Source organism: Salipiger sp. (assembly GCF_048261495.1).
In the GTDB taxonomy this organism is placed as follows: domain Bacteria; phylum Pseudomonadota; class Alphaproteobacteria; order Rhodobacterales; family Rhodobacteraceae; genus Salipiger.
Genome location: NZ_JBLXFX010000001.1, coordinates 626,705 through 651,492, shown reverse-complemented (window position 1 = coordinate 651,492; position 24,788 = coordinate 626,705). Strand labels below are relative to the sequence as shown.

General features: G+C 69.0%; 31 protein-coding genes. 14 read left to right on the top strand and 17 right to left on the bottom strand.

Features of this window, described 5'->3' with window-relative positions; translation table 11 throughout:
* Positions 1-56: 56 nt before the first annotated feature.
* Positions 57-899, bottom strand: a complete 843-nt coding sequence (gene panC / locus ACN0RJ_RS03055; protein WP_417718410.1) for a pantoate--beta-alanine ligase — start codon at positions 897-899, stop codon at positions 57-59.
* Positions 896-1,726 (bottom strand): 3-methyl-2-oxobutanoate hydroxymethyltransferase, encoded by an 831-nt coding sequence (gene panB / locus ACN0RJ_RS03050; protein WP_417723368.1) that lies wholly within the window; start codon positions 1,724-1,726, stop codon positions 896-898. Before panB ends, panC begins: the two co-directional genes overlap by 4 nt.
* A 157-nt stretch (positions 1,727-1,883) precedes the next feature.
* Here panB and ACN0RJ_RS03045 point away from each other — a divergent pair, with 157 nt between their 5' ends.
* Positions 1,884-3,356, top strand: a complete 1,473-nt coding sequence (locus ACN0RJ_RS03045) for an ABC transporter substrate-binding protein (RefSeq protein ID WP_417723367.1) — start codon at positions 1,884-1,886, stop codon at positions 3,354-3,356.
* 76 nt (positions 3,357-3,432) lie between these two features.
* On the opposite strand, the gene ACN0RJ_RS03040 is transcribed toward ACN0RJ_RS03045, so the two are convergent.
* Both ACN0RJ_RS03040 and smc read right to left on the bottom strand, forming a co-directional pair.
* A complete protein-coding gene (locus ACN0RJ_RS03040) occupies positions 3,433-4,281 on the bottom strand; it encodes a DMT family transporter (protein WP_417718413.1) in 849 nt (282 codons plus the stop codon).
* A 200-nt stretch (positions 4,282-4,481) separates the two neighbouring features.
* Positions 4,482-7,937 (bottom strand): chromosome segregation protein SMC, encoded by a 3,456-nt coding sequence (gene smc / locus ACN0RJ_RS03035; protein ID WP_417723366.1) that lies wholly within the window; start codon positions 7,935-7,937, stop codon positions 4,482-4,484.
* 191 nt (positions 7,938-8,128) lie between these two features.
* Here smc and ACN0RJ_RS03030 point away from each other — a divergent pair, with 191 nt between their 5' ends.
* A complete protein-coding gene (locus ACN0RJ_RS03030; RefSeq protein WP_417718415.1) occupies positions 8,129-8,596 on the top strand; it encodes a GNAT family N-acetyltransferase in 468 nt (155 codons plus the stop codon).
* Here ACN0RJ_RS03030 and ACN0RJ_RS03025 read toward each other — a convergent pair.
* The 7 genes from ACN0RJ_RS03025 to ACN0RJ_RS02995 form a co-directional block, all read right to left on the bottom strand.
* Complete coding sequence (locus ACN0RJ_RS03025; RefSeq protein ID WP_417718416.1) at positions 8,593-8,991, bottom strand: hypothetical protein; 399 nt, start codon at positions 8,989-8,991, stop codon at positions 8,593-8,595. The two genes, ACN0RJ_RS03030 and ACN0RJ_RS03025, sit on opposite strands and share 4 nt — an antisense overlap.
* A gap of 45 nt (positions 8,992-9,036) precedes the next feature.
* A complete protein-coding gene (locus tag ACN0RJ_RS03020; RefSeq protein ID WP_417718417.1) occupies positions 9,037-9,846 on the bottom strand; it encodes a division plane positioning ATPase MipZ in 810 nt (269 codons plus the stop codon).
* A 172-nt stretch (positions 9,847-10,018) separates the two neighbouring features.
* The gene (locus tag ACN0RJ_RS03015) at positions 10,019-10,582 is read right to left on the bottom strand and encodes a F0F1 ATP synthase subunit B (RefSeq protein ID WP_417718418.1); all 564 of its coding nucleotides are present in this window, start codon (positions 10,580-10,582) and stop codon (positions 10,019-10,021) included.
* Between the two features lie 5 nt (positions 10,583-10,587).
* Complete coding sequence (locus tag ACN0RJ_RS03010) at positions 10,588-11,139, bottom strand: F0F1 ATP synthase subunit B' (RefSeq protein ID WP_417718419.1); 552 nt, start codon at positions 11,137-11,139, stop codon at positions 10,588-10,590.
* 88 nt (positions 11,140-11,227) lie between these two features.
* Positions 11,228-11,452 carry a F0F1 ATP synthase subunit C gene (locus ACN0RJ_RS03005; protein ID WP_417718420.1) on the bottom strand — a complete coding sequence of 75 codons (225 nt, stop codon included), beginning with the start codon at positions 11,450-11,452 and terminating at the stop codon, positions 11,228-11,230.
* A 75-nt stretch (positions 11,453-11,527) separates the two neighbouring features.
* Positions 11,528-12,325: a F0F1 ATP synthase subunit A gene (locus ACN0RJ_RS03000; protein WP_417718421.1), complete on the bottom strand. Its 798-nt coding sequence runs from the start codon at positions 12,323-12,325 to the stop codon at positions 11,528-11,530.
* Complete coding sequence (locus tag ACN0RJ_RS02995) at positions 12,306-12,659, bottom strand: AtpZ/AtpI family protein (protein WP_417718422.1); 354 nt, start codon at positions 12,657-12,659, stop codon at positions 12,306-12,308. Before ACN0RJ_RS02995 ends, ACN0RJ_RS03000 begins: the two co-directional genes overlap by 20 nt.
* Positions 12,660-12,931: 272 nt before the next feature.
* Here ACN0RJ_RS02995 and ACN0RJ_RS02990 point away from each other — a divergent pair, with 272 nt between their 5' ends.
* Positions 12,932-13,276: an ArsR/SmtB family transcription factor gene (locus ACN0RJ_RS02990; RefSeq protein WP_417718423.1), complete on the top strand. Its 345-nt coding sequence runs from the start codon at positions 12,932-12,934 to the stop codon at positions 13,274-13,276.
* A 3-nt stretch (positions 13,277-13,279) separates the two neighbouring features.
* Here the strand turns inward: ACN0RJ_RS02990 and ACN0RJ_RS02985 are convergent, their stop codons facing one another.
* The 6 genes from ACN0RJ_RS02985 to ACN0RJ_RS02960 form a co-directional block, all read right to left on the bottom strand.
* Positions 13,280-14,131 (bottom strand): DMT family transporter, encoded by an 852-nt coding sequence (locus ACN0RJ_RS02985; protein WP_417718817.1) that lies wholly within the window; start codon positions 14,129-14,131, stop codon positions 13,280-13,282.
* 26 nt (positions 14,132-14,157) lie between these two features.
* Positions 14,158-15,039, bottom strand: a complete 882-nt coding sequence (locus tag ACN0RJ_RS02980; RefSeq protein WP_417723365.1) for a LysR family transcriptional regulator — start codon at positions 15,037-15,039, stop codon at positions 14,158-14,160.
* A gap of 187 nt (positions 15,040-15,226) precedes the next feature.
* Positions 15,227-15,481, bottom strand: coding sequence for a hypothetical protein (locus tag ACN0RJ_RS02975; RefSeq protein ID WP_417718425.1), 255 nt, complete (start codon positions 15,479-15,481; stop codon positions 15,227-15,229).
* A gap of 48 nt (positions 15,482-15,529) precedes the next feature.
* Positions 15,530-15,784 (bottom strand): hypothetical protein, encoded by a 255-nt coding sequence (locus tag ACN0RJ_RS02970; protein ID WP_417718426.1) that lies wholly within the window; start codon positions 15,782-15,784, stop codon positions 15,530-15,532.
* Positions 15,785-15,825: 41 nt separating this feature from the next.
* The gene (locus tag ACN0RJ_RS02965; protein ID WP_417718427.1) at positions 15,826-16,080 is read right to left on the bottom strand and encodes a hypothetical protein; all 255 of its coding nucleotides are present in this window, start codon (positions 16,078-16,080) and stop codon (positions 15,826-15,828) included.
* 49 nt (positions 16,081-16,129) lie between these two features.
* Positions 16,130-16,345: a hypothetical protein gene (locus tag ACN0RJ_RS02960; protein WP_417723364.1), complete on the bottom strand. Its 216-nt coding sequence runs from the start codon at positions 16,343-16,345 to the stop codon at positions 16,130-16,132.
* 212 nt (positions 16,346-16,557) lie between these two features.
* Here ACN0RJ_RS02960 and ffh point away from each other — a divergent pair, with 212 nt between their 5' ends.
* From ffh to ACN0RJ_RS02905, 11 genes are all read left to right on the top strand, one after another.
* A complete protein-coding gene (ffh, locus tag ACN0RJ_RS02955; protein WP_417718429.1) occupies positions 16,558-18,066 on the top strand; it encodes a signal recognition particle protein in 1,509 nt (502 codons plus the stop codon).
* A gap of 185 nt (positions 18,067-18,251) precedes the next feature.
* Positions 18,252-18,782: a GNAT family N-acetyltransferase gene (locus tag ACN0RJ_RS02950; RefSeq protein WP_417723363.1), complete on the top strand. Its 531-nt coding sequence runs from the start codon at positions 18,252-18,254 to the stop codon at positions 18,780-18,782.
* Positions 18,779-19,300: a GNAT family N-acetyltransferase gene (locus ACN0RJ_RS02945; RefSeq protein WP_417723362.1), complete on the top strand. Its 522-nt coding sequence runs from the start codon at positions 18,779-18,781 to the stop codon at positions 19,298-19,300. The genes ACN0RJ_RS02950 and ACN0RJ_RS02945 overlap by 4 nt, the downstream gene beginning before the upstream one ends.
* Positions 19,297-19,869 carry a GNAT family N-acetyltransferase gene (locus ACN0RJ_RS02940; protein WP_417718432.1) on the top strand — a complete coding sequence of 191 codons (573 nt, stop codon included), beginning with the start codon at positions 19,297-19,299 and terminating at the stop codon, positions 19,867-19,869. The genes ACN0RJ_RS02945 and ACN0RJ_RS02940 overlap by 4 nt, the downstream gene beginning before the upstream one ends.
* A complete protein-coding gene (locus ACN0RJ_RS02935; protein ID WP_417723361.1) occupies positions 19,866-20,474 on the top strand; it encodes a GNAT family N-acetyltransferase in 609 nt (202 codons plus the stop codon). The genes ACN0RJ_RS02940 and ACN0RJ_RS02935 overlap by 4 nt, the downstream gene beginning before the upstream one ends.
* Positions 20,467-20,787 (top strand): chorismate mutase, encoded by a 321-nt coding sequence (locus tag ACN0RJ_RS02930; RefSeq protein ID WP_417718434.1) that lies wholly within the window; start codon positions 20,467-20,469, stop codon positions 20,785-20,787. The genes ACN0RJ_RS02935 and ACN0RJ_RS02930 overlap by 8 nt, the downstream gene beginning before the upstream one ends.
* Positions 20,788-20,848: 61 nt before the next feature.
* Positions 20,849-21,232, top strand: coding sequence for a 30S ribosomal protein S16 (gene rpsP, locus ACN0RJ_RS02925; RefSeq protein ID WP_417718435.1), 384 nt, complete (start codon positions 20,849-20,851; stop codon positions 21,230-21,232).
* A gap of 125 nt (positions 21,233-21,357) precedes the next feature.
* Positions 21,358-22,125, top strand: coding sequence for a MipA/OmpV family protein (locus tag ACN0RJ_RS02920; RefSeq protein ID WP_417723360.1), 768 nt, complete (start codon positions 21,358-21,360; stop codon positions 22,123-22,125).
* 82 nt (positions 22,126-22,207) lie between these two features.
* Positions 22,208-22,714: a ribosome maturation factor RimM gene (gene rimM / locus ACN0RJ_RS02915; RefSeq protein WP_417718437.1), complete on the top strand. Its 507-nt coding sequence runs from the start codon at positions 22,208-22,210 to the stop codon at positions 22,712-22,714.
* Positions 22,714-23,514 carry a hypothetical protein gene (locus ACN0RJ_RS02910; RefSeq protein ID WP_417723359.1) on the top strand — a complete coding sequence of 267 codons (801 nt, stop codon included), beginning with the start codon at positions 22,714-22,716 and terminating at the stop codon, positions 23,512-23,514. Before rimM ends, ACN0RJ_RS02910 begins: the two co-directional genes overlap by 1 nt.
* A 170-nt stretch (positions 23,515-23,684) precedes the next feature.
* Entirely contained in the window at positions 23,685-24,773 is a 1,089-nt protein-coding gene (locus ACN0RJ_RS02905) for a hypothetical protein (RefSeq protein ID WP_417723358.1), read from the top strand.
* Positions 24,774-24,788 lie beyond the last annotated feature (15 nt).

The following is a 24,788-nucleotide window of genomic DNA, read 5'->3' as shown; positions in this document are numbered from 1 at the left end:
ACGCCGCTGCCGGAGGCCGCGGGTGGGCGGGCGGGGCGGCCTCCGGCAGCGGCCCCTCAGCCCACCGCCACGTTGTCGATCAGCCGCACGCCGCCCAGCCAGGCCGCCACCAGCAGCCGCGCCGGGCCGTCCGCCCGCTGCATCGGCGCCAGCGTGCCCACCGCGCGCAGGTCGAGGTATTCCACCTTTTCGAAACCCGCCGCGATCAGCCGCGCCTCGGCCGCGCCCGAGAGCTCGTCCAGCACCGCCCCGCCGCTCAGCGCCGCCGCGACCTCGCTCAGCACGGCGTAAAGCTCCGCCGCGCCCCGGCGGGTGTCGGCGGGCAGCATCACGTTGCGCGACGACAGCGCCAGCCCGTCCGCCTCGCGCACCGTGGCGCAGGGCACGATCTCCACCGGGATGTCCAGATCCGCCGCCATCCGCGTGACAACCTGCAACTGCTGGTAATCCTTCTCGCCGAAATAGGCCTTGTCCGCCCCGGTCTGCAGGAACAGCTTGGGGACCACCGTGGTCACCCCGTCGAAATGCCCCGGCCTGAACGCCCCGCACAGCCCCTCGGTCAGCCCGCTCACCGATACCGAGGTCGCAAAACCCTCGGGATAGATCTCCTCCGGGCCCGGCGCATAGATCACGTCGACACCGTAGGGCGCGACCTTCTCCGCATCCGCCTCCTCGGTCCGGGGGTACTTCTCCAGGTCCGAAGCGCTGTTGAACTGCTTGGGGTTGACGAAGATCGTCACGATCACCCGGTCGCACCCGGCCTTCGCCGCGGTGACGAGGCTCAGGTGCCCCGCATGCAGCGCCCCCATGGTCGGCACCACGCCCACCACTTCGCCGGCCCGCTTCCAGCCGGTCACCCGCGCGCGCAGCGCCGCCCTGGTGCGCAGGATCTCGGTCATGACTTGCCCCCTGCCGTCTCGGCGAACACGTGCTCCGGCCCGGGGAACGCCCGCGCCCGCACCTCCTCGGCATAGGCCGCCACCGCCGCCTCCGCCTGCTCGCCCAGCGTCGCGTAGCGCTTCACGAACTTCGGGCGGAACGCGGTGAACAGCCCCAGCATGTCGTCCACCACCAGGATCTGCCCGTCGCAGCCCGCCGAGGCGCCGATCCCGATGGTCGGGATCGCCACCTCCGCCGTCACCCGGTCCGCGAGCGCCGCCGGCACCTTTTCCAGCACCACGGCAAAGGCCCCGGCCGATGTCACCGCCCGCGCATCCGCCATCAGCGCCGCGGCCGCGTCGCCCCGGCCCTGCACCTTGTAGCCGCCGAGCGTGTTGATCGACTGCGGCGTCAGCCCGACATGGGCCATCACCGGCACGCCCCGCGCCACCAGGAAGGCGATGGTCGGCGCCATCGCGACGCCGCCCTCCAGCTTCACCGCGCCCGCGCCGGTCTCCGACATCAGCCGGGCGGCGTTGCGGAACGCCTCCTCCGGCCCCGCCTCGTAGGAGCCGAACGGCATGTCGACCACCATCATCGCGCGCGACAACCCGCGCCGCACCGCCTGGCCGTGCAGGATCATCATCTCCATCGTCACGCCGAGGGTCGAGGGCAGACCGTGCAGCACCATCCCGACCGAATCACCCACCAGGACGAAATCGCAATGCGCATCCATGAACTGCGCCATCGGGGTGGTGTAGGCGGTCAGACTCACCAGCGGCACACCGCCCTTGCGGGCGCGGATATCCTCCGGCATCGGGGCCGTCTTTCTTGCAGTCGCGCTCACGGGCGCCTCCTCTCGCAGCCAATGGCCTGCGCCGTCTATCAGCCCCGCCCCCGCCGTTCCAGCCTGATACCGCCAACATCCCGGGCGGTTGCGCTTGAAAGCTGCCCTCACTTCGCCCCACACTCGCGCAAAGCACCGCCCCGACAGGAGAAGACCCATGACCCGCCTTCGTGCCGGCCTCGCCGCGCTGATGCTGTCCTCCAGCGCCGCCCTCGCCCAGCAGACCGACATCACCGTCGCCCTTCAGCTCGAACCGCCGAACCTCGATCCCACCGCCAATGCCGCCGGGGCCATCGACAGCGTGCTCTACACCAACGTGTTCGAAGGCCTTACGAAATTCGCCGAGGACGGCTCCGTCCTGCCCGGCCTCGCCCGCAGCTGGGAGATTTCCGAAGACGGCACCACCTACACCTTCCACCTCGCCCCCGGCGTGACCTTCCACGACGGCACCACGATGGATGCGGAGGACGTGAAATTCACCCTCGACCGCGCCCGCGCCGACGACAGCCAGAACGCGCAGAAGGCGCTGTTCACCGGCATCACCGACGTGACCGTGACCGATCCGCAGACCGTGACCGTCACCCTCGGCGCGCCCGACGGCACCCTGCTGTTCAACCTTGCCTGGGGCGATGCGGTGATCGTCGCGCCCGAAAGCATCGAGGGAATCGCGCAGACCCCGATCGGCACCGGCCCGTTCAGGTTCGACCGCTGGGTGCAGGGCGACCGGATCGAACTGTCGCAATACGACGGCTACTGGGGCACCAGGCCCGCGCTCACCAAGGCCACCTTCCGCTTCATCGCCGATCCGACCGCCGCCTTCGCCGCGATGATGGCGCAGGACATCGACGCCTTCGCCGGCTTCCCCGCCCCCGAGAACCTGCCGCAGTTCGAAGCGGACCCCCGCTTCCAGGTGCTCAAGGGCTCGACCGAGGGCGAGACCATCCTCGCCATGAACAACAAGCAGCCCCCCTTCGACGACGTGAAGGTGCGCGAGGCGGTGGCCCATGCCGTCGACCGGCAGGCGGTCATCGACGGCGCGATGTTCGGGCTCGGCACGCCCATCGGCACGCATTTCGCCCCGCACAATCCCGATTACGTCGACCTCACCGGCCTGTCGGCCCACGACCCGGAAAAGGCCCGCCAGCTGCTCGCCGATGCCGGGATGCCCGACGGCTTCACCACGACGCTGAAACTGCCGCCCCCCTCCTATGCCCGCCGCGGAGGCGAGATCATCGCCGCCCAGCTGCGCGCCGTGGGGATCGACGCGCAGATCACCAACCTCGAATGGGCCCAGTGGCTCGAAGAGGTGTTCAAGGGCAAGGATTTCGGGATGACCATCGTCTCCCATACCGAACCCTTCGACATCGGCATCTATGCCCGGCCGGACTACTATTTCCAGTACGACAACCCGGCCTTTCAGGAGCTTATGACCACGCTCACCGCCACCACCGACCCGGAAACCCGGTCCGGTCTTGTCGCCGAGGCGCAGGAGATTATCGCGGCGGATTTCGTCAACGTCTACCTCTTCCAGCTCGCCTTTCCGACCATCGCGGATGCGCGGCTGACGGGTCTGTGGACCAACATGCCGACGCAGGCCACCGACCTGACGCAGGTTCGCTGGACGCAATGAGATCCCGCGCGGTGGGGGCTCCGGCCTCCACCCGCTCCCGCTCGCGCCGGGCCGCCCCGCGGCCCGCAGGGCGCGCTCAGCCCCGCCGCATCGGCAGGACCGACACCGCCACGCCGCCCAGCACCACCAGCGCGGCGAACAGGAACCGCGGCGACGGCGCTTCGGCCAGCAGCGCCGCTCCGCCCCCGGCGGCGATCACCGGCACCGTCAGCTGCGCCACCGCCGCCACCGTGCCCGGCAGGCGCGGCAGCACCGAATACCACAGCGCATAGCCCAGCCCCGAGGTGATCGCCCCGGACACCACCGCCAGCACGATGCCGCCCCCGGACAGGGTCATGTTCGACCCCGGCAGCATCACCGCGCCCAGCAGCAGGCCGAGCGGCGCCGCCATGACGAAATTCGCCGCGGTCGAGGCCAGCGGGTCCCGCGCCCGCCGCCCGGCAAGCGAATAGGCGCCCCAGCCGAACCCGGCCGCCGCCATCAGCCCGCCGTGCCAGAGGCTCGGCGCCGTCTCGTCTCCCGGCCAGAGCAGCCAGGCCAGCCCGCCGAAGGCCAGCACCGCCCCCAGCCAGCGCGCCGGGCCGGGCCGCTCGCCGGCCGCGATGGCCCCCGCGAACATCGTGACCTGCACCGTGCCGAACAGGATCAGCGCCCCCAGCCCCGCGTCGAGCGCCACGTAAGCGGCGGAAAACCCGTAGATATACAGCAACAGCCCGCCGACCCCGGCAATCCGCCCCGGCCCGCGCATCGCATCGCCGCGCCCCTTGATGAGCGCCAGCGCCATCAGCACGATCGCCCCGGACCAGAGCCGGATCGTCCCGAAGGCCTCCGGCCCGATCCCGCCGCTGCTCAGCGCGGCGCGGTTCAGGATGGAATTGGCCGCAAAGGCAAGCATCGTCAGGGATGTGAGCAGGAACAGGCGCATGGCAAAGCTCTACCCGCCCGCGCGCGCCTCCGCCAGTGCGGCCTTCCGGGACGGCCTCCGCCCCCCCCCGGGCACCGGCGCGCCCTTCCTCTTGTCCGAACGACGCCGATTCGGCCCCCTCCGCGGGCGTTGCCGTCCGAAGGGGGAGTCCGTTTCTCGAATTAAGTCACTGTTAACAAAGGAGGTTTCGCCGCGAAACCTCAGGCCACCAGCCGCTCGGCCTTCTTGAGGTCCACCGACACCAGCTGCGACACCCCCTGCTCCTGCATGGTCACCCCGAACAGGCGGTCCATCCGGGACATGGTGACCGCGTGGTGGGTGATGATCAGGAACCGCGTATCGGTGCGGCGGCACATCTCGTCCAGCAGGTCGCAGAAGCGGGTCACGTTGGCATCGTCCAGCGGCGCGTCGACCTCGTCCAGCACGCAGATCGGGGCGGGGTTGGCCAGGAAGACCGCAAAGATCAGCGCCATCGCGGTGAGGGTCTGTTCCCCCCCGGACAGCAGGCTGAGGGTCGACAGCTTCTTGCCCGGCGGCTGGCACATGATCTCCAGCCCGGCCTCCAGCGGGTCGTCGCTCTCGACCATCACGAGGTTCGCCTCGCCCCCGTTGAAGAGGTGGGTGAAGAGCAGGCGGAAATTGCTGTTCACCTGCTCGAAGGCGGTCAGCAGCCGTTCCCGGCCCTCCCGGTTGAGCGAGGCGATGCCCGAGCGCAGGGTCTTGATCGCCTCCTCGAGGTCGGCCTTTTCCGTCACCAGCGCGTCGTATTCGCCCTGCACCTCGCGGGCGTCCTCCTCGGCCCTGAGGTTCACCGCGCCGAGCGCGTCGCGCTGGCGCTTGAGGCGGTTCACCTCGGTCTCGATCTCGTCCGAGGCGGGCATGGTTTCGGGGTCGGCCCCGAGCCGCTCCAGCAGCTTGGAGGGGGTGGTCTCCTGCTCCTCCTCGATGCGCCCGGCGGCATGGTCCACCGTCTCGCGCGCGGCCTCGACTCGGGCCTCGGCGCGGGCGCGTCCCTCGCGCGCCTCCGAAGCCGCCCGCTCCGCGTCGCGCTCGGCGCCGATGGCGTCGCGCAGGGCCCCTTCGGCCGTGGACAGGGCATCGGCGGCGGCGGCCTTGCGGGCCTCGCCCTCGGCGATGGCATGGCCAAGCTCGTCGCGCCGGGCCGCCAGTTCCTCCGGGGCGGTCGCGGCATCGGCCAGCTCGTCCTCGGTCGCGGCCTTGCGCTCCATCAGTTCGGCGCTGCGCTTCTCCGCGGTCTCCAGCCGGTGCCGCCAGCCCGACAGCTCCTTGGTCACGGTCTGGGCTCGGGTCTTGCGGGCATCCCCCTCGCGGCGAAGCTCGTCATGGGCGGAGCGGCGGGACATCATGGTCATCCGGGCCGCCTCCACCGTCATCTTGAGGTCCTCGACCTCGGCGCGGGCGGTTTCCAGATCGCCCAGTTCCGCCACCGCGCGCTCGGCCTCGAGCACCTGCTTGCGGGCCGAGGTCGCCTCATCCTCGTGGCGCCGCACGGCCAGTTCGGCCGCCTCCAGCTTGCCCTCGGCCATGTTGCGATCCGCCTCGGCGCGGTTCATCGCGCGGGTCGCCTCGTTCAATCCCTGGTCGGCCTGGCGGCGGGCATCGCGCGCCTCCCGGTCGGCGCGGGTCAGGTCCGCAAGCCGGGCGACCAGCGCCTCGTGGGCGTTGCGCATCCCGTCGACCTGCGCCTCGGCGCGGGCCATTTCCTGTTTCAGCGCTTCGAGCCGGTTCAGTTGTTCCAGCCGCAGCGCCGCGGCGGAGGGGGCATCCTCGGCCCAGGCGCGGTAACCGTCCCAGCGCCAGAGATCGCCCTCCAGACTTACCAATCGTTGACCGGGCTTGAGAAAGGGTTGCAGCCGCGCACCGTCATCGGCGCCGACAAGGCCGATCTGGCTCATCCGGCGCTCCAGCACCTCGGGGACGGAGACGTGACGGGTCAGCGCCGTCACCCCCTCGGGCAGCGGCTGGCGGGCGTCGTAGGGCGGCAGGATCGTCCAGCCGGAGGGGCCGTCGGCATCGACCTCGGGCGCGCGGAGATCGTCGGCCAGGGCCGCGCCGAGCGCCTTTTCGAACCCCTGCTCCACCTGCATCCGGTCGAGGATCTGCCCGCCCTCGGCGGTGTCGCGGTCGAGCAGGCGGGCCAGCGCGGTCACCTCGGCGCGCAGGGCGTTGAACTCGCCCTCGGCCTCCGAGCGTTCGCCGCGCGCCTCGGCTTCGAGCGACTGCGCCTCGGCGCGCGCCTCGTCGGCGGAGGTCAGGAGATGTTCGGCCCGCTCGGCCATGTCGGCGGCGTATTCGGCGCGCTCCTGCGCCTCCTGCATGGTTTCGGCCGCGCCTTCGAGGGTGGCCTTGCACCCGGCGACCGTCTCGCGCGCCTTCAGCGCCTCGCTCTCGTGGCGTTCGAGGGTGCGGCGCACATCCGACAGGAAGCGGTGCGCGGACTGGTGACGCGCGGCGAGGCGGGCCATGTCCTCGGTGTACTGGGCGAGATCGGCCTCGCGGGTCTGCAGGATCGAGGCCGACTCCCGCGCCATTTCCGCGGCTTCGGAAAGCCGGTCGTCATGGCCTTCGCCGGCCCTGGCGAGTTCGCGGGCCTCCCACTCCAGCCGGTCGATGGTTTCGCCCGCATCGCGGTTGAGGCCGGTCTCGCGCTCCATGTCGCGGACAAGCTGGTCGATGCGGCGGGTCAGGGTGGCGATGGTTTCGGCGGCGCGCTGCTCCTGCTCGGTCAGGGCGTCGCGCTGCACCACCAGCCGTTGCAGGATGGCGGCGGCGATGGCCTCTTCCTCGCGCAGGGGGGGCAGCGCGGCATCGAAGCCCTCGCGGCGGGTCGCGGTGGCGCGTGCCTCGGCTTCGGCGCGGGCGGCGGCGGCGACCCGGTCGCGCAGCGTCGCCTCGGCGGCGAGGCGGGCCTCGTCCGCCTCCTTCCAGCGGCGGAACAGAAGCATGCCCTCGGAGCGGCGCAGATCCTCGCCGATGGCGCGGTAACGGGCGGCCTGCCGGGCCTGCCGTTCGAGCTGGGCAAGCTGGGTGGCCAGCTGTTCGACCACGTCATCGACCCGCAGGAGGTTCGATTCGGCGGCGTTGAGCTTCAGCTCCGCCTCGTGGCGACGCTGGTAGAGGCCGGAAATCCCCGCCGCCTCTTCGAGAATGCGGCGGCGGTTCTTGGGCTTGGCATTGATGAGCTCGGCAATCTGCCCCTGCCGGACCAGCGCCGGAGAGGTGGAGCCGGTGGAGGCATCGGCAAAGAGCATCTGCACGTCGCGGGCGCGGGTGTCCTTGCCGTTGGCCTTGTAGGCCGAGCCGACGTCGCGGGTGATGCGGCGCACGATCTCGATCTGGTCGCTGTCGTTGAACCCGGCGGGCGCGACGCGGTCGGAATTGTCGATGGTGAGGCAGACCTCGGCAAAATTGCGGGCGGGGCGCGAGGAGGCCCCGGCAAAGATCACGTCCTCCATCCCGGCGCCGCGCATCGCCTTGGCCCGGGTTTCGCCCATGACCCAGCGCAGCGCCTCGAGCAGGTTGGACTTGCCGCAGCCATTGGGACCGACCACGCCCGTCAGCCCCTCGGCGATCACGAGATCGGTGGGGTCGACAAAGCTCTTGAAGCCCGTCAGTCTGAGACGTGAAAACCGCACTTGCCTGTCCTGATTCCGCTCTTTTGGCGATTTTGACGGGCGGGAGACCGCCGAGTCAAACGCTTTGGGGCGTATATGGCGAGGCGCCGCTCATTATCCACAAGATATTGATGATAAGTGATCCTAAAGGATGCTTGACGTAAGCCTCCGTTGGGCTTTTCCTTTTCCAACCGAACGCAGGGGGGCACACCATGGCGCTCAGAATCGTACCCGTTTCACCGCGCGACGCACGCGCCGCGGCGCTGCTGCGCGAAAGCCACGCGCTGATGGAGGTTCTCTTTCCGCCGGAGGAGAATTTCTTTCTCGACATCGAGGCGCTGTGCGATCCCGCGATCACCCTGTTCGGCGCGGAGGAGGACGGCGTGCTGCTGGGCTGCGCCGCGCTGGCCCGGCAGGATGGCTACGCGGAGGTGAAATCCATGTTCGTCCCGCCGGAGGCGCGCGGCATCGGTGTGGCGCGGCGGCTTCTGGTCCATCTCGAAGGGGTCGCGGCGGGCGAGGGAATCCCCCTGCTGCGCCTTGAGACGGGCGACAAGCTGGCGGCGGCGGTGGCGCTCTACGAGCGGCACGGCTTTGCCCGGCGGGGGCCGTTCGGGCGCTACGAGCCCAACACCTCGAGCCTGTTCTACGAAAAGCCCGTCGCGGCCGCGGTGCACTAGTATTCGGTGCATTCCAGCGCGGCGCTGCCGCCGAGCGTCGGGGAATACTGCGCATCGAAGATCTCGCAGGCGATGGAGCGTTTGCGCGGCTGTTTCGGAGCCGGCGCGCCGTTGCAGGACAAACCCATGACCATCATCGCGGGATCGCCGGTGACCCAGTCCGGCCGGCAGCCGGTTTCGAGAAACACCGCCTTTTGCGCGCGGGCCGAGATCGGGTCGAAGCGGGCGGGGAATTCCATGCTGGTGCGGATCACCTCGGCCATGTCGTCCTTGACGCGGATGGTGAAGGTGGAGCCCTCGACCTCCCGCTGCACGGCGGGGACACCGCGAAACCCCGGCCCGGCCATGTCGCAGGCGGTCAGCAGCAGCAGGCAGAGGGGCAGCGCGCGGGTCATGCGCCCGAGCCAACCACATCGTGGTTAATCGGGCGTTAACCGCGATCAGAAGGAGGGGGTGACACCGGGGAGCTTCAGCTCCTTGATGAGGTCCCGGAGTTCCTGGCGGGCGGCGACGTTGGAGATGTTGAGCTGCTTGACCCCGACATCCTTGAGGTCGAGCAGGGTCAGCCCGCGCGGGAACAGTTCGCGGAAGATCACGCGTTCGGAAAAGCCGGGGGCGATGCGGAAGCCGATGCGCTTGGAGAGGCGCTCGAGCGCGTTCTCCATCTTCATCTTGTTGATCATCTGCTGCGCGCCGAGGCGGTTGCGCAGCACCACCCAGTCGATGGGCTGGAGACCGGCCTGGGCGCGGAGCTGGCGGGCGTTCCAGACCATCTCGGAATAGACCGAGGGGCCGAGGATCTTGTCGCCGTCGCTGTCGATATGGGCGAGCAGGTCGAAGTCGATGAAGCTGTCGTTGAGCGGCGTGATGAGCGTGTCGGCCAGCGAATGCGCCACCTGGCTGAGCCGGGTATGGGAGCCCGGGCAGTCGATCAGGATGAAATCGGACTGCGCTTCGAGCTCGGCCACGGCCTTGGACAGGCGGTGATCGAAGGCGTTCTCGCCGGGCGCGAGGCTGGCGGGATCGGCTTCGGGGAGTTCCATGTAGACCGGGCTCGGCAGTTCCAGCCCTTCGGACTGGAGATAGGCGGCGCGGTTGTTGCTGTAGCGGCCGAGGGTGCGCTGGCGGAGGTCGAGATCCAGCGCCCCGACCCGATGGCCCATGCGGGACAGCGCGGTTGCAACGTGCATGGAGACGGTGGACTTGCCTGCCCCGCCCTTCTCGTTCCCGACAACTATGATGTGTGCCACGTTGGGCCCCTCTGGCTACGGCTTTTTTCCGCTTATGCGCAGGCGGGGGATGGACGGCAAGAGGTCGTCGCGCATTTGCCCGCGAACTGAGTCCCGCGCGCGTCACCCCCCGGCCGAAAAGCAAAGGCCCGACCTTTCGGCCGGGCCATGCTGTCTGTCGCGTCCTGCGCCGTCAGTGCAGCTTGGCACCCACGGTCGAGATCGCGTCGTCGATGAGACGGTCGCGGTCCGCGGGGGACATCTGCTTGGCGATGACCTCGCGGGCGGCCGAGACGGCGATCACCGCGGCACGGTCGCGCACGTCGCGCACGGCGGCGGCACGGGCGGAGGCGATCTGGTCCTCGGCACCGGCAAGGCGGCGCGCGATGGTCTGCTTCAGGTCCTCGCGGGCCTGCGCGGCGGCCGTTTCGGCCTCCTGCCGGGCCTGTGCGACGATGCGGGCCGCCTGCTCCTGCACCTCGCGCTGCTTGCGCTCGTAGGACGCCAGCAGCGACTGGGCCTCCTCGCGAAGCTGGCGGGCTTCGTTCAGCTCGTCGCGGATGCCTTCGGCGCGCTTGTCCAGCAGCTTGCCCAGGGTCGAGGGCACCTTGAAGTACACCAGCACCACAAGGAACAGCAGGAAGGCCAGCAGCACCACGAAGTCGGTGTTGTGCAGCGAGAAGAACGGCCCGGAGGCGGCAAGCGCCGGGGAGGCCAGGGTGGCGCCGAGGGCGCTCGGGATCATCAGCTTGCGCATGTCGTTCACCCTTTCAGCCGGCTGTCGACGGCCGCGTCGACCGCGCCCTGATCCGCCGTACCGCCGAGGGCGGTGACGATGGCAGCGGCGGTGTCCTTGGCCACGAGTTCGATGCTTTCCAGCGCGGAGGCCCGGATTTCGGCGATCGCCGCTTCGGATTCCGCCGCCTTGGCAGAGATCTGCACGTCGGCGTCGGCAATTGCCTCGGCCAGCTGCGCCTTGATGTCGTCACGGGTCTGCTGCGCGATGGCCTGCGCCTCGGCGCGGGCATCCGCGAGGGCCTTTTCATAGGCCTGCTCGGCCAGCTGGGCCTGACGCTTGAGGTCTTCGGCAGCGGTGATGTCGTTGGTGATCGTGCCCTGACGCTCGGCCAGGACCGATGCGATCCGCGGCAGTGCGACGCGCGACAGCACGAAGAAGATCACCAGCAGCGTGATGACCAGCCAGAAAACCTGGTTCGGGATCCATTCGCCGCAAAGCTGCGGCATCCCGATGGCGGAGCCGTGGCTGTCGACGCAGACGCCGGCCAGGTCTTCCATGATGGGTTCTGTCGCCATGTCGTTCTCCGTCGGAACTTTGGTCTCTACATCGGGCGGCCGGTCAGGGACCGTGCCGCCCGCGCGTAAGGATCGTGGGTTCCGCGGCTTAGACGGCGAACATCAGCAGCAGCGAGACGAGGAAGGCGAAGATGCCCAGCGCTTCCGCGAATGCGATGCCGATGAAGAGCGTTGCGGTCTGCGAGGCAGCCGCGGAGGGGTTGCGCAGGGCGCCGGCGAGGAAGTTGCCGGCGACGTTGCCCACACCGATTGCGGCTGCGCCGGAACCGATTGCTGCGAGGCCTGCGCCGATGTGTGCGAGGTTACCTTCCATGAGAATTCTCCTTACGATTGGAAGTTGGTCGATTTCAGGTGTGCGGGGTCGGCCGGGCGGGACGCCCGGCGTCGATCAGTGATGCGGATGCAGCGCGTCCTTGAGGTAGACGCAGGTCAGGATGGTGAAGACGTAGGCCTGGATGAAGGCTACGAGGATTTCGAGCCCGTACATCGCGGTGATGGCGAGGATCGAGATCGGCGACACCGCGGCGATGGCGGCGAAGCCCGCGAAGACCTTGATCACCGCGTGGCCGGCCATCATGTTGCCCGCAAGACGAATGGAGTGGCTGACCGGGCGCACGAAGTACGAGATCAGTTCGATCAGCGCCAGCACCGGGCGCAGGGCGAGCGGCGCGCTCGACACCCAGAACAGTCCGAGGAAGCTGACACCGTTCTTGACGAAGCCGAGGATCGTGACGGTCAGGAAGACCGCCAGCGCCAGCACCACCGTGACCGAGAAATGCGCGGTCGGAGTGAAGGCCATCGGCAGCAGGCCGAGGAAGTTGGCGAAGACGATGAACAGGAACAGCGTCATGATATAGGGGAAGTACTTGAGACCGTCCTTGCCGGTCACGTCCTCGACCATCTTGTAGACGAAGCCGTAGGCCAGTTCCGCGATGGATTGCGACCGCGAGGGGATCACGGCGCGGCGCGAGGTGCCGAGCACCATCAGGCCGATGATCGCGAGGATCGCGACGACCATCCACAGCGTGGCGTTGGTGATGGTGAACATGCCCACGTCGCCATGGCCGAACAGCGGCTTGACCATGAACTGATCCATCGGGTGAAAGGCGAGCGCGCTGCCGCCTTCCGCGGCGTGACCCGCCGCTTCTGCCCCGTGCGCTGCGCCTTCAGCTGCTTCCGTCGCCATCGCGTTCCCTCTTCTCGTCCGTGGCGGTCGCCGCCGCCTGTGTCTTCTGGACCTCTTTCGCGGTGCGCAGCATCACGTTGATGCCTGCCGCGACGCCCAGCAATGTGAACAGCACCATGAGCCAGGGCGCGGTGCCCAGCACCATGTCGAGCCCGTAGCCGATGCCGAAGCCGATCCCCAGACCGGCCACCATTTCCGTCACCATCCGCCAGGCGATGTTGGCCTGGGAATAATGCTCCTCCTGGTGCGCGCGGTCGCTTTCCCGGGCAGCTTTCGCCGCCGCGATCTTTGCCTCCAGCGCGTCCATCTGCCGCTTCGGATCGGGATCGCTCACCGTTTTGCCCCACTCGGAGTTTCGCGATGTTGCTATGCGGCATGGCCGCGTGAGTCAAGAAGTGGTGAACGGCGGCGCGCCGCCTGGTATCTTATTGTTTTTGTTGCGTTTTGATTGTCTGACGCGGGCGCCGGACTGCGCGCATTGCCGCAGGTCGGGCCGGTCGCGGCCCCTCGGGCATATTCAACTGCGCGGTTGATCTTGGTGGCGGGGGCCCTGCCGCCCCGCGCGGGGGCTTGACCCCGCCCGCGCCGCGGCGGACTCTCTGCGCCATGTCCGACCGGTTGTCCCTCGTTTTCGCGGCGCTCGCCGACCCCACCCGCCGCCGCATCCTGTCGATGCTGCTCGAGGACGACATGGCCGTGACCGACGTGGCCGATCCGTTCGAGATGTCGCTCGCCGCGATCTCGAAGCACCTGATCGTGCTGACCCGCGCCGGGCTCATCAGCCAGGAACAGCGCGGCCGGGTGAAGTGGTGCAAGCTGGAGCCGGACGCGCTGCGCGGGGCCTCGGTCTGGATGCAGGGGTTCGGGCAGTTCGAGCCGGTGAACCTCGACGCCTTCGAGCGGTTCCTGACCGCGGAACTGGGCGCGCCCGCCGAGGATGCGGGGGAGTAGCGCCTAGCCGTCGTCCTCGAGAAGCAGCGCCAGGGCGATCACCGTCAGCACCACTCCGCCGAGGACGAGCACCGGGGGAATGCCCCGGCCCAGCACGATTTCCCACACCGTGACCCAGGCCGGGGTGAGGAAGGTATAGGCCATGACCTTGGCCGAGGGCAGCCGCAGCGCCGCGAACTGGAGGAGGATCGTCGTCACCGCCGTCGCCGCGAGGCTGGTGTAGAGGATGGTGATCCAGACGATGCCCGGCAGCGCGCCCCAGTCGGTCGCGCGCAGGTCCGACCAGCCCCAGAGCACCAGCAGCGCTGTGCCCGCGAGGGTGGTCCATAGGGAGAAGACGAGGGTCTGTTCGCCCCGGTTCAGCCGGCGCACCATCGGCGCGTAGAGCGCGTGCGAGATGCAGCCGACGAAGTAGATCGCCTCTCCCCCGCCGATGTGGAAGGCACGCAGGGCGGCGAGGTCGGCGCGGAAGATCACCCAGAGCGCCCCGACCGCGCCGATACCCAGCGCCAGCGCCATGCGCGGGGTCGTCCGCTGCCGCACGAGCACCCAGCCGAAGCCGGCGGCCATCATCGGGGTCAGGGTGAAGACCGCCGCCATGCTGACCGGGGCGCCGGTCTTGAGCCCTTCGAACATCAGCACGAAATAGGCGATCAGCAGCCCGCCGAGCACGAGGTAGCGCCAGGGGGCGGAGAGGGAATCGCGCCCTGCCCCGCCGCGCCCGAGCACCAGCGCGGCAAGCACCACGCTCGCCAGGGCGAAGCGGACGGCGTTGAGCGCGGCGGGCGCGATGTGCGGGGCCGCCATGCTGCCGAGCGAAAAGCTCCCCGCGACGAGCGCGGAGAAGGCCAGCATCGCCAGATGGCCGGCGACCCGGGGGCTCACTTCCCGCAACGATCCGCCGCGTATTCCTTGAGATGCTTGAGGAAGGCCTGCACCTTGGGCGTCCGGTGAAGGTCCACGTGGGTGACCAGCCAGAGCGGCGAGGACCAGTCCTCCTGCGAGGGCATGACCTGCACTAGGTCGGGATCGGCGGAGCCTTCCATCACGGTCATGAAGCCGAGCCCGGCACCGCTGCGGATGGCGGTTTCCTGCAGACGGCTGTCGCTGACGCGGAAGACCAGCCGGTCGGCGGGCACCCGCTCCATCAGCCAGCGGTGGAAGGGTGCCTTGCTGTCGATGTCGTCGTAGCCGACGAACCAGTGATTGACGAGATCCTCGGACGAGGCGGGCATTCCGTTCTCGGCCACATAGGCGCGCGAGCCGTAGAGCGCGATCGCCTGCTGGTCGAACTTCTGCACCACGTTGTCGGGTTCCTGCGGAACCGAACCGGCCCGCAGGGCGACATGCGCCTCGCCGTATTCCAGGCGGAACACGCGGGTGTCGGTGAGATAGCGCACGATGACCTCGGGATAGGCCTCGCGGAAGCTGGAAAGCGCGCCGACCATCAGCGGGGCGAAATTGATGAGCGAAGTGACGAGCAGTTCGCCCGAGACACCTTCGCCCCGGCCGCGGATGCGCCCGGACAGAAGCTGGAACTGGTCGTCCGTCGTCTGCGCCACGCGGGCAAGGTCATGCCCCGCCTCGGTCGCCGTGTAGCCGCGCGCATGGCGCTGGAACAGCTTCACGCCCAGCCGCCCTTCGAGCGCGTCGATGTGGCGGATCACGGTCGCATGGTGCACGCCCAGAACCTCGGCCGCACCGCTGACGGTCCCCAGCCGGGCAACCTGGTAGGCGGTGCGGATCTCGTCCCAATTGTCCATTCGTCTCTCTCGGTCAGATCGCGGGGTTGCGACACAGAGCGCCATCCCGGCCCGAGACGCAAGTGCCGCGTGGCGGCGGGCGCGGTGGCGGACGGACGCGGTCCCCCCGGAAACGCAATGCGCCCGGACCAGCCGGGCGCATTCGTAACGTGGTGCAGATCCGGGGTCGGGGACCCCGGTTCACAAATCAGTTGGCGGTCGCGGTCGTGCCCGACGAGCTCGAGCTCGAGCTGGACGAGTTCGACGAGGACGCGATCAGGGCACCGGCGAGAACGGCACCACCGGCGGCCAGCAGGGCCAGCGGCAGGGAGGTCGTTGCGGGCACGGCCAGCGCATAGGGATCATCCTCTTCCTCGGCGGCGACCGGGGAACCGGCATAGGCTGCGGAGGTGGCGAGGAGGCTGGTGATGGTCGCCGCGGCGAGGAGGTCTTTGAGTTTCATGGTGTCACCTTCAGGGGTAGGGTCACTGTGACCGGGGAGTTCGGTATATCAGTTCGTGGTCGCGGTCGTGCCCGACGAGCTCGAGCTGGAGCTGGAGGAGTTCGACGAGGACGCGATCAGCGCACCGGCCAGAACGGCACCACCGGCGGCCAGCAGGGCCAGCGGCAGCGAGGTCGTTGCCGGCACGGCCAGAGCATAGGGGTCGTCTTCTTCCTCGGCCGCGACCGGGGAACCGGCATAGGCAGCGGAGGAGGCCAGCATGCTGGCGACGGCGGCGGAAGCGAACAAAGTCTTGAAGGTCATGTCAGTCACCTTTCTTCAAATTTCCGGTTCGAAACGAATCATCAATTGCCGGTCGCGGTCGTGCCCGACGAGCTCGAGCTGGAGCTGGACGAGTTCGACGAGGACGCGATCAGCGCACCGGCGAGGACGGCACCACCGGCGGCCAGCAGGGCCAGCGGCAGGGAGGTCGTGGCGGGCACGGCCAGCGCATAGGGATCGTCTTCTTCCTCTGCTGCCACCGGGGAACCGGCATAGGCTGCCGAGGAGGCGAGCAGGCTGACGATCGCAGCCGAGGCGAATACGTGCTTCTTGGTCATTGTCGTCACCCTTTCTTCTGATGCGACGCCCGTGGGCGCCAAGAGTTCATCACCGCCGGGGAATCCCGGACGGCGTTCCACACAAGGCATAGCCCGAACGCGGCCATTTCGCCAGCCGGAAATACCGAAATGTTTGCAGTTGCAGCAGGTTTCGGTGGAATTCTGCCACTTTTCCCAGCAAACGCTGCGAATCCGCCACAACCGCCATGCGGCAGCGCAGCAACACCGCCCCGGGCACGATCGGGCGCGGCACTTCGGGCACCATCTTGACTCGATCCCTGCGCGCGCGTAAACGGCGGCCAACTTCCGGGAGTCTGTCATCAGCTTCCGGTCCCTTGGGTTTTCCCGGGATCGCCCTCCGTCAGCGCGTTGCGCCCACGGAGGCCATTCCGCTTTGACCCGTCTGAATTTGCCGATCGGGTCGCCTGCCCCCATGTGATCCGGCACAGGAAACGGAAACAAGGAGCCGCGCGGCCCATGTTCGAGACTCTATCAGAACGCCTTGGCGGCGTCTTCGACCGGCTCACCAAGCAGGGTGCGCTGTCCGAGGAGGATGTGCGCACGGCGATGCGCGAAGTGCGGGTCGCCCTGCTGGAGGCCGACGTCTCGCTTCCGGTGGCACGGCAGTTCATCAAGTCGGTCGAGAAGAAGGCCACCGGCGCGGCGGTCACGAAATCGGTGACGCCGGGCCAGCAGGTGGTCAAGATCGTCCATGACGAGCTGATCGCGGTGCTGACCGGCGAGGGCGATCCGGGCGCGCTGCGCATCGACAACGCGCCGGCGCCGATCCTGATGGTCGGCCTGCAGGGCTCGGGCAAGACCACGACGACCGCCAAGCTGGCCAAGCGCCTGAAGGAGCGGGACAAGAAGAAGGTCCTGATGGCCTCCCTCGACGTCAACCGCCCGGCCGCGATGGAGCAGCTGCAGATCCTCGGCCAGCAGATCGGCGTGGACACCCTGCCCATCGTCAAGGGCGAGGACCCGGTGGCGATCGCCCGGCGGGCGCGGACGCAGGCCTCGCTCGGCGGGTACGATGTGTACATGCTCGACACCGCCGGCCGGCTGCACATCGACGCGGAGCTGATCCAGCAGGCGGCGAACGTGCGCGACGCGGTGAACCCGCGCGAGACGCTGCTGGTGGTCGACGGCCTGACCGGCCAGGACGCGGTGAACGTCGCGACCGAGTTCGACGACAAGATCGGCGTGTCGGGCGTGGTGCTGACCCGGATGGACGGCGACGGGCGCGGCGGCGCGGCGCTGTCGATGCGCGCGATCACCGGCAAGCCGATCCGCTTCGTCGGCCTGGGCGAGAAGATGGACGCGCTCGAGACCTTCGAGCCGGACCGCGTCGCGGGCCGCATCCTCGGCATGGGCGACATCGTCGCGCTGGTCGAGCGGGCGCAGGAGACGCTGGAGGCCGAACAGGCCGAACGCATGATGCGGCGCTTCCAGAAGGGTCAGTTCAACATGAACGACCTGAAGATGCAGCTCGAGCAGATGATGAAGATGGGCGGTCTCGGCGCGATGATGCAGATGATGCCCGGCGCCGCCAAGATGGCGCGTCAGATGGACGACGCGGGGCTGGACGACAAGGTCCTGCGCCAGCAGGTCGCGCTCATCAACTCCATGACCCGGACCGAGCGGGCCAATCCGCAGATCCTCCAGGCCTCGCGCAAGAAGCGGATCGCGGCAGGGGCCGGGATGGAGGTGTCGGAACTGAACAAGCTGCTGAAGATGCAGCGCCAGATGTCCGACATGATGAAGAAGATGGGCAAGATGGGAAAGGGCGGCATGCTGAAACAGGCCATGAAGGGCATGTTCGGCAAGGGCGGCATGCCCGCCGACATGGACCCGTCGCGCATGGATCCCAAGGCGCTGGAAGCCGCCGCGAAGGCGATGGGCGGCAAGCTCCCCGGCGGCATGGGCCTGCCAGGCATGGGCGGCGGCCTGCCCTCGGGTCTCTCGGGTCTCGGCAAGAAGAAGTAGGTGACCCGGACCGCGACCATACCCGCCGGGCGTCCGGCGCCGCTGTCGCATGCGCCGACGGCCCGCGCGCCGCGCCGGCGGCCGGGAGGGGTGCGCACGGACCTCGCGCAACGCCGGGGACAAATTCCTTTCAAGGAATTTGCAAAAGCCTTCGAAGGCTTTTGGGCGCCCTTTGGAGGTGCGGCATGAGCCTTGTCACCGCCCCGCGTCTGGAGACGGACCGCCTGATCCTGCGCGGTCCCGAAGCGCGCGACGCCGAAGCGATGATCGCCTTCCTGCTGGACCGGCCCCGGTCGGACGGGTTCGGCGGCTACGACCACCGGGGCGACGCCTGGCGGTGGTTCGCGCTCAACGTCGGGCACTGGCACCTGCGCGGTCACGGCTACTTCACCATCGAGATGAAGCACACCGGCGAGACCGCGGGCATCTGCGGCATCTGGTATCCCGAGGGCTGGCCGGAGCCCGAACTCGGCTGGGTGGTCTTTGCCGGCTTCGAGGGCCGGGGCATCGCGCGGGAGGCTGCCCTGCGCGCCCGCCGCCACGCCTACGAGGATCTCGGGCTGACCACGCTCACCTCGAACATCGTGCCGGGCAACGACCGCTCGGTCGCGCTGGCCGAGCGGCTGGGCGCGCGACACGAACGCACCTACACCAACCATCACATGGGCGAGGACATGCTGTTCCGCCATCCCGGCCCCGACGAGGTGTCGGAATGACCGTCGACATCCCGGTGATCGAGACCGACCGCCTGATCCTGCGCGCCCCGCGGATCGAGGATCTGGACGCGATGTGCGGCTTCTACGCCGAGCCGCGCTCGCGATTCGTCGGCGGGCCGATCGAGCGCGGCGATGTCTGGCGCGCCCTTCTGCGCAGCGCCGGTCACTGGCAGATCCGCGGCTACGGCGTCTGGCACATCACCCTGCGCGACAGCGGCGCGATGATCGGGCATGCCGGCGTGCTGCATCACGTGGAATGGCCCGAGCCGGAGCTCGGCTATGCGATCTTCGGCGCGCAGGAGGGCAAGGGCCTGGCCCACGAGGCGACCGAGGCCGCCCGCGCCGCCGCCGCGCGGCATTTCGGGCTGACCCGGCTCATCAGCCTGATCGACCCGGCGAACGACCGGTCGCGCGCCCTCGCCCTGCGGCTGGGTGCGCATTTCGAGCGGGACGAGATCGTCAAGGGTCATCCCTGCCAGGTCTGGCGCCACCCCGAAATCCGGGGAGACGCCGCATGAGCGCCGCCTGCGAACAGCATCGTCCCGGCCCCGCCGCTCGCGCCGCCGCGCGCCTCGGCGGACGAATTCCGGCGCTCGACACCCGCCGGCTGCAGTTGCGCGGCCCGCGGATCTACGATTTCGACTGCTACGCCTCGATCCTGACCTCGGATCGGGCACAGTTCATGGGCGGGCCGTTGAGCCGCGCGCAGGCCTGGACCGATTTCACCCAGTACACCGCGCTCTGGCTGCTGCACGGGCACGGGCTCTGGACGATCGACGCGCAGACGCGTCCCTCGGCCGGCTTCGTCCTGCTGGGCTACGAATACGAGGACCCGGAGGCGGAACTCGGCATCTTCCTCTGCGAGGAGGCCGAGGGCCAGGGCTATGCCGAGGAGGCGATGATCGCCGCCCGCGGCCATGCCTTCGGCGAACTCGGCTGGGACAGCGTCGTCTCCTACGTCGCACATGGCAACGACCGCGCCCGCAAGCTGATGCGCAAGCTCGGCGCCAAGCGCGACCGCGCCGCCGAAGATGCGCTGGAGGACGGCGCGACCTGCGTCTACCGCCACCGGAAGGAGGCCGCATGACGCGCCGCCACGACATTCCGGTGCTGGAGACGAAACGCCTGGTCCTGCGCGCCCCCGAGCCGCAGGATTACCCGGATTTCAAGGCCACCTTCGCCTCCTACCGCTCGCGCTTCATGGGCGGGCCGCTCAACCCGTACGAGACCTGGATGCTCTACGCCGCCGAGATCGGCCACTGGGACATCCGCGGCTACGGCATGTGGATGGTCCACCTCAAGGACAGCGGCGAGACCGTCGGCATGGCGGGCGGCTGGTTCCCGGCGAAATGGCCCGAGCGCGAGATCGCCTGGATCATCTGGCCGGACAAGGGCGGCAAGGGCTTTGCGCTCGAAGCCACCGACCGGGTGCGGCGGCATTTCTACCACGATGCGGGCTGGGAGACGGCGGTCAGCTACATCGACCCCAAGAACCTCGATTCCATCCGGCTGGCAGAGCGCCTCGGTGCCACCAGGGATGCGGCCGCGGCCTCGATCGACGGCTCGGACGCGGTCTACCGCCATCCCTCTCCGGCGGCGCTGAAGGGCACGCAGCTTGCCCACGGCATCGACATGGAAATCGCCAACTTTCAGGATCCCCTGTTCAAACCGAAAGGCTGGGCCATTGACTGAGACCCTCAAACCGGGTGCGCCCGACACCGTCGCGCGCGCCGCAGCCCTTCTCAAGGGGCACCGCGAAAGCATCGACCGGCTGGACGCGATCCTCGTGTTCACCCTGGCCGAGCGGTTCAAGCACACCCAGGCGGTCGGCGTCCTCAAGGCCGAACACGACCTGCCCCCGTCCGACCCCGCGCGTGAGGAACAGCAGATCGCGCGGCTTCAGAATCTTGCGGAGAACGCGGATCTCGATCCGGAATTCGCCAAGAAATTCCTGAACTTCATCATTCAGGAAGTCATCAAGCACCACGAACGTCACCAATCCTGACGGCCCTGCCGTCATCCCGGCGGGGAGACCCGCCAGACGCCATTCAAAAGGAGATTCCACAATGGCCATGAAGATCAGACTCGCTCGCGGCGGTTCCAAGAAGCGCCCCCACTACGCGATCGTCGCATCCGATTCGCGCATGCCGCGCGACGGCCGCTTCATCGAGAAGCTGGGCACCTACAACCCGCTGCTCGCCAAGGACGACGAGCGCCGCGTGGTGATGGATGTCGAGCGCGTGCAATACTGGCTGGGCCAGGGCGCCCAGGCGACCGACCGCGTGGCGCGCTTCCTCGAAGCCGCCGGCGTCGTCGAGAAGAAAGAGCGCAACAACCCCAAGAAAGCCGTGCCCGGCAAGGCCGCCACGGAGCGCGCCGAAGCCAAGGCCGCCAAGGCTGCCGCCGCAGCCGAGGCCGCCAATGCACCGGCCGAGGAAACCGCGGAATAATCCGCCGCTTCCGGGCGTGACAAATAAGGCGCGCGGGGAAACCCGCGCGCCTTTCCTTATGGCATTTCAGAGTTATTTCGTGCATTCAGGACATGCTCGCTCACCACGCCCCCGGGGATACTGCCATGATGCTCCGCCACCTTGCCGTCGCGACGGTCTCGACACTTGCGCTTGCCGCGCCGCTTCAGGCGCAGGACGGCCAGTTCAGCTTTACCCTGCGCGGTGGCGTGAGTTCCGCCCCGGAATATTTCGGCTCGGACGACTACAAGGCCGGTCCCGATGCGGGCTTCCGCTTCAATTACCTGCGGCTGGGCAACGGCCGCGAATTCGGCACGCCCGATCCCTGGGACGATCCGACCGGCTGGGGCCTGCATGGCTCCTTCCGCTACATCGGCGAGCGTGACAGCAGCGACCATTCGGAACTGCGCGGGCTGGACGACGTGGATGCCGCGCTCGAACTCGGGCTGGGCATCGGCTATTCCTCGGAATATTTCTCGGGCTATGCCGATGTGCGCCGGGGCTTCGGCGGGCATGAAAGCTGGGTCGGGGAAATCGGCGCGGATGCGATCCTGCGCCCGACGCCGGACCTGCGGCTCAGCCTCGGGCCGCGGCTGTTCTACGGCTCGGACGGCTATACCGACACCTATTTCGGCATCACCCCGGCCGAGGCCAGCGCGACCCTGCCCGCCTACGATCCCGATGGCGGCCTCGTCAGCGCGGGCATCGAACTGGGCGCCCGCTACCGCATCAACGACGCCTGGGGCCTCGAGGGCGCGGTGACCTGGCAGCAGTTCCGCAACGATGCCGCCGACAGTCCCATCGTCGAGAACGGCTCGGACGATCAGTGGCGCGTGCGGCTCGGCGTGACGCGCACCTTCAACCTCCGGTTCTGAAGATCCGCCCCGCATTGCCTTTGCGTCCCGCTCTGGTCTATCCAGAGCGGCAGCGGTGCAGCACGGGACGAGGGCGACGGGCGTGAGCGAAGATATCTGCGTAGGCGTTATTTCCGGGGCGTTCGGCGTCCATGGCGAGGTGCGCCTCAAGAGCTTCACCGCCGATCCCGAGGCCATCGCGGATTACGCCCCCCTGACGACCGAGGATCATGGCCGCAGCTTTTCGGTGCAGATCACCCGCGCCGTGTCGGGCGGGTTCGCCGCGCGCCTGTCCGAGGTGCGCAGCAAGGAAGAGGCCGACGCGCTCAAGGGCACCCGGCTCTTTGCGCCGCGCGACCGCCTGCCGGCGCTGCCCGATGACGAATTCTACCACACCGACCTGATCGGCCTGTCGGTCTTCGATACCGGCGGCAAGGAACTCGGCTCCGTCAAGGCGGTGCTGAACCACGGCGCCGCGGACCTGCTCGAAGTGCATCTGCCGGGGTCGTCCCGCACCGTGCTGCTGCCCTTCACGCAGGCGGTCGTGCCGACGGTCGATCTTGCCTCCGGGCGCATCGTGGCGGACCCGCCGGAGGGCCTGCTGGACTGATGCGGCTCGTCGTTCATGCCGGGTTCCACAAGACCGGAACCTCCAGCGTGCAGGCCATGCTGCGCAAGAACGCCACCCTGCTGTCGCCGCATCTGCGCATCCTGCTGAAGGCGGATTTCGACGGGCTGGCAGAAGCGTCGCGCAGCTTTTCCCTGCGCCCCTCCGAAGAGGCGCTGACCACCGCCGGCGGGCGCGCGGCGCGGATGCTGCGCCGGATCGACCCCGCCGATCCGCGCCCGGTGCTGATCTCGTCCGAGGATCTGTCGGGCACCCTGCCCGGGCGACGCGGGCTCGAAGGCTACGACGCCGCGCCGCTGCTGCTGGCCGGGCTGGCGGAACAGGCCCGCGCGCGGTTCGGCGATGCGCTGGAGCTGACCTTCTACTTTTCCACCCGCGAGGCCGGGGCCTGGCTGCGCTCGACCTGGTGGCAGAACCTGCGCAGCACCCGGCTGCAACTGTCGTTCGAGGACTACGCCGCCGGGCTCGCCACCGCCGCCGACATGGCGCGGGTGCTGGAGGAGGTTGCCGCCGCCGTCGCCCCCGCGACGGTCGTGTCGGAACGGCTGGAAATCAGCCGCGACCGGCCGGAGGGCCCTCTGAGCCCGCTGCTGGATCTGGTCGCGCTTCCGGGGGAGGTCCGCGCCCGTCTGGTCACCCTCCCCCCCGTCAACGCGGAGCCGGACATCGGGCTGGCCGAGGTCTTTCTCGCACTGAACCGCAGCGGCTTTTCCGAGGAGTCCCTGCGCGAGATCAAGAAGAAATTGCGTCGGATCGCGAACAGGGACGCCGAATCCGGCTGATCGTTTCCCCTGCGTCACCAGTCCGCCAAATCGCCCATCGACCTTCAAGAAATCGCCACAATTCGAGGTGAATTCAGCCGTTATCGCGGCGAGAAGGGGAACGTCCCGTGACAATGGTTTTGCAACAGAAGATTTTGGTCGGAATTGCGCTCAGCCCTGCCATCGCACTGGTGCTGACGCCCGATACCGTGATCGACGGTCTGCTGGCGTCGGTCGGGCCCGCCACGGTGCTCGGCGGGTCATGGCTTGTCGCTTTCGGCGCGGCGCATGTGGCGCGGCGGCTGTCCCGGACCTTTTCCGATCGCAAGGCGCCGCTCATGCACGGCGGTCGCGCGTCCTCCATCGAGACGCCGCCGGAGAGCGACCAGCGCGCGGACATCGCGCGCATCCTGCGCTCCCCGCCGCCCGGACGCGCGCTGACCGGCACACCGGAACCGGAACTGCCGGAGCACGCGCTGGCCGGGGTGATCGGCCGTGTGCTCGGGTCCTGGGGAAAACACGACGCGCAGGATCTGAGCCCGGAGGAGCTGCGCGAACTCTGGCTTCTGGTGGAGATCGTGACCGCAAGCCCGGACCGGGCGGGCGATCTGGCCCGGTCGTTCCTGAAGCCCGACGTGGTGCTCGACATCCGCGACCGGATCGCCGACGTGGCGCGGCGGAGAGAGGCCTACGACCGCCAGCTCGGTGCCTTCCGGGCAACGCAGGCGGTCTGGACCGGCGTCGCCTCGGGCGCCCACCCGGCGCCGCTGCGCACGGCGCTGAAGGCCCTGACGGAGCCGGACCCGGACCTGTTCCACCATGTCATCGTCGCGCATGACCCGGCGGACGCCGCGCAGGCGACGGCGGCCCTGTGGTGCGCGCGTCATCCCGCCTGCGAGCGCGCCAGCGTCGCGCAGTTCCTGTCGGACATCGCGACCGCGGGGCGGCTGGAGGCCGCCGCCGAACGCGGCGACATCGCCTGGCTGGCCGGGGTCCTGGAGGTGATCGAGACCTGGAACGCCGGGCAGTACAAGGGCCGCGAACTGGGGCTGTCCCCGGCCGACGCGGTGTCGGACAAGGCGCCGGTGCTGTCCCGCGCGCTGGACCGGCTGTCGACGCTGCAACACCGGCCGCGTTGGCCGATGCCGCGCGGGCTGTTCGCGGAATACCCCGGACGGGCGGCGCGCGACAGAGACCACTGGGACCTGGCGACCGGGCGCGTCAGCCGCGCGCCGAGCATCGCGGACTATATCGACGCGGACGACCGTCACGCCGCTTGAGTGGCGCCCCCCTTG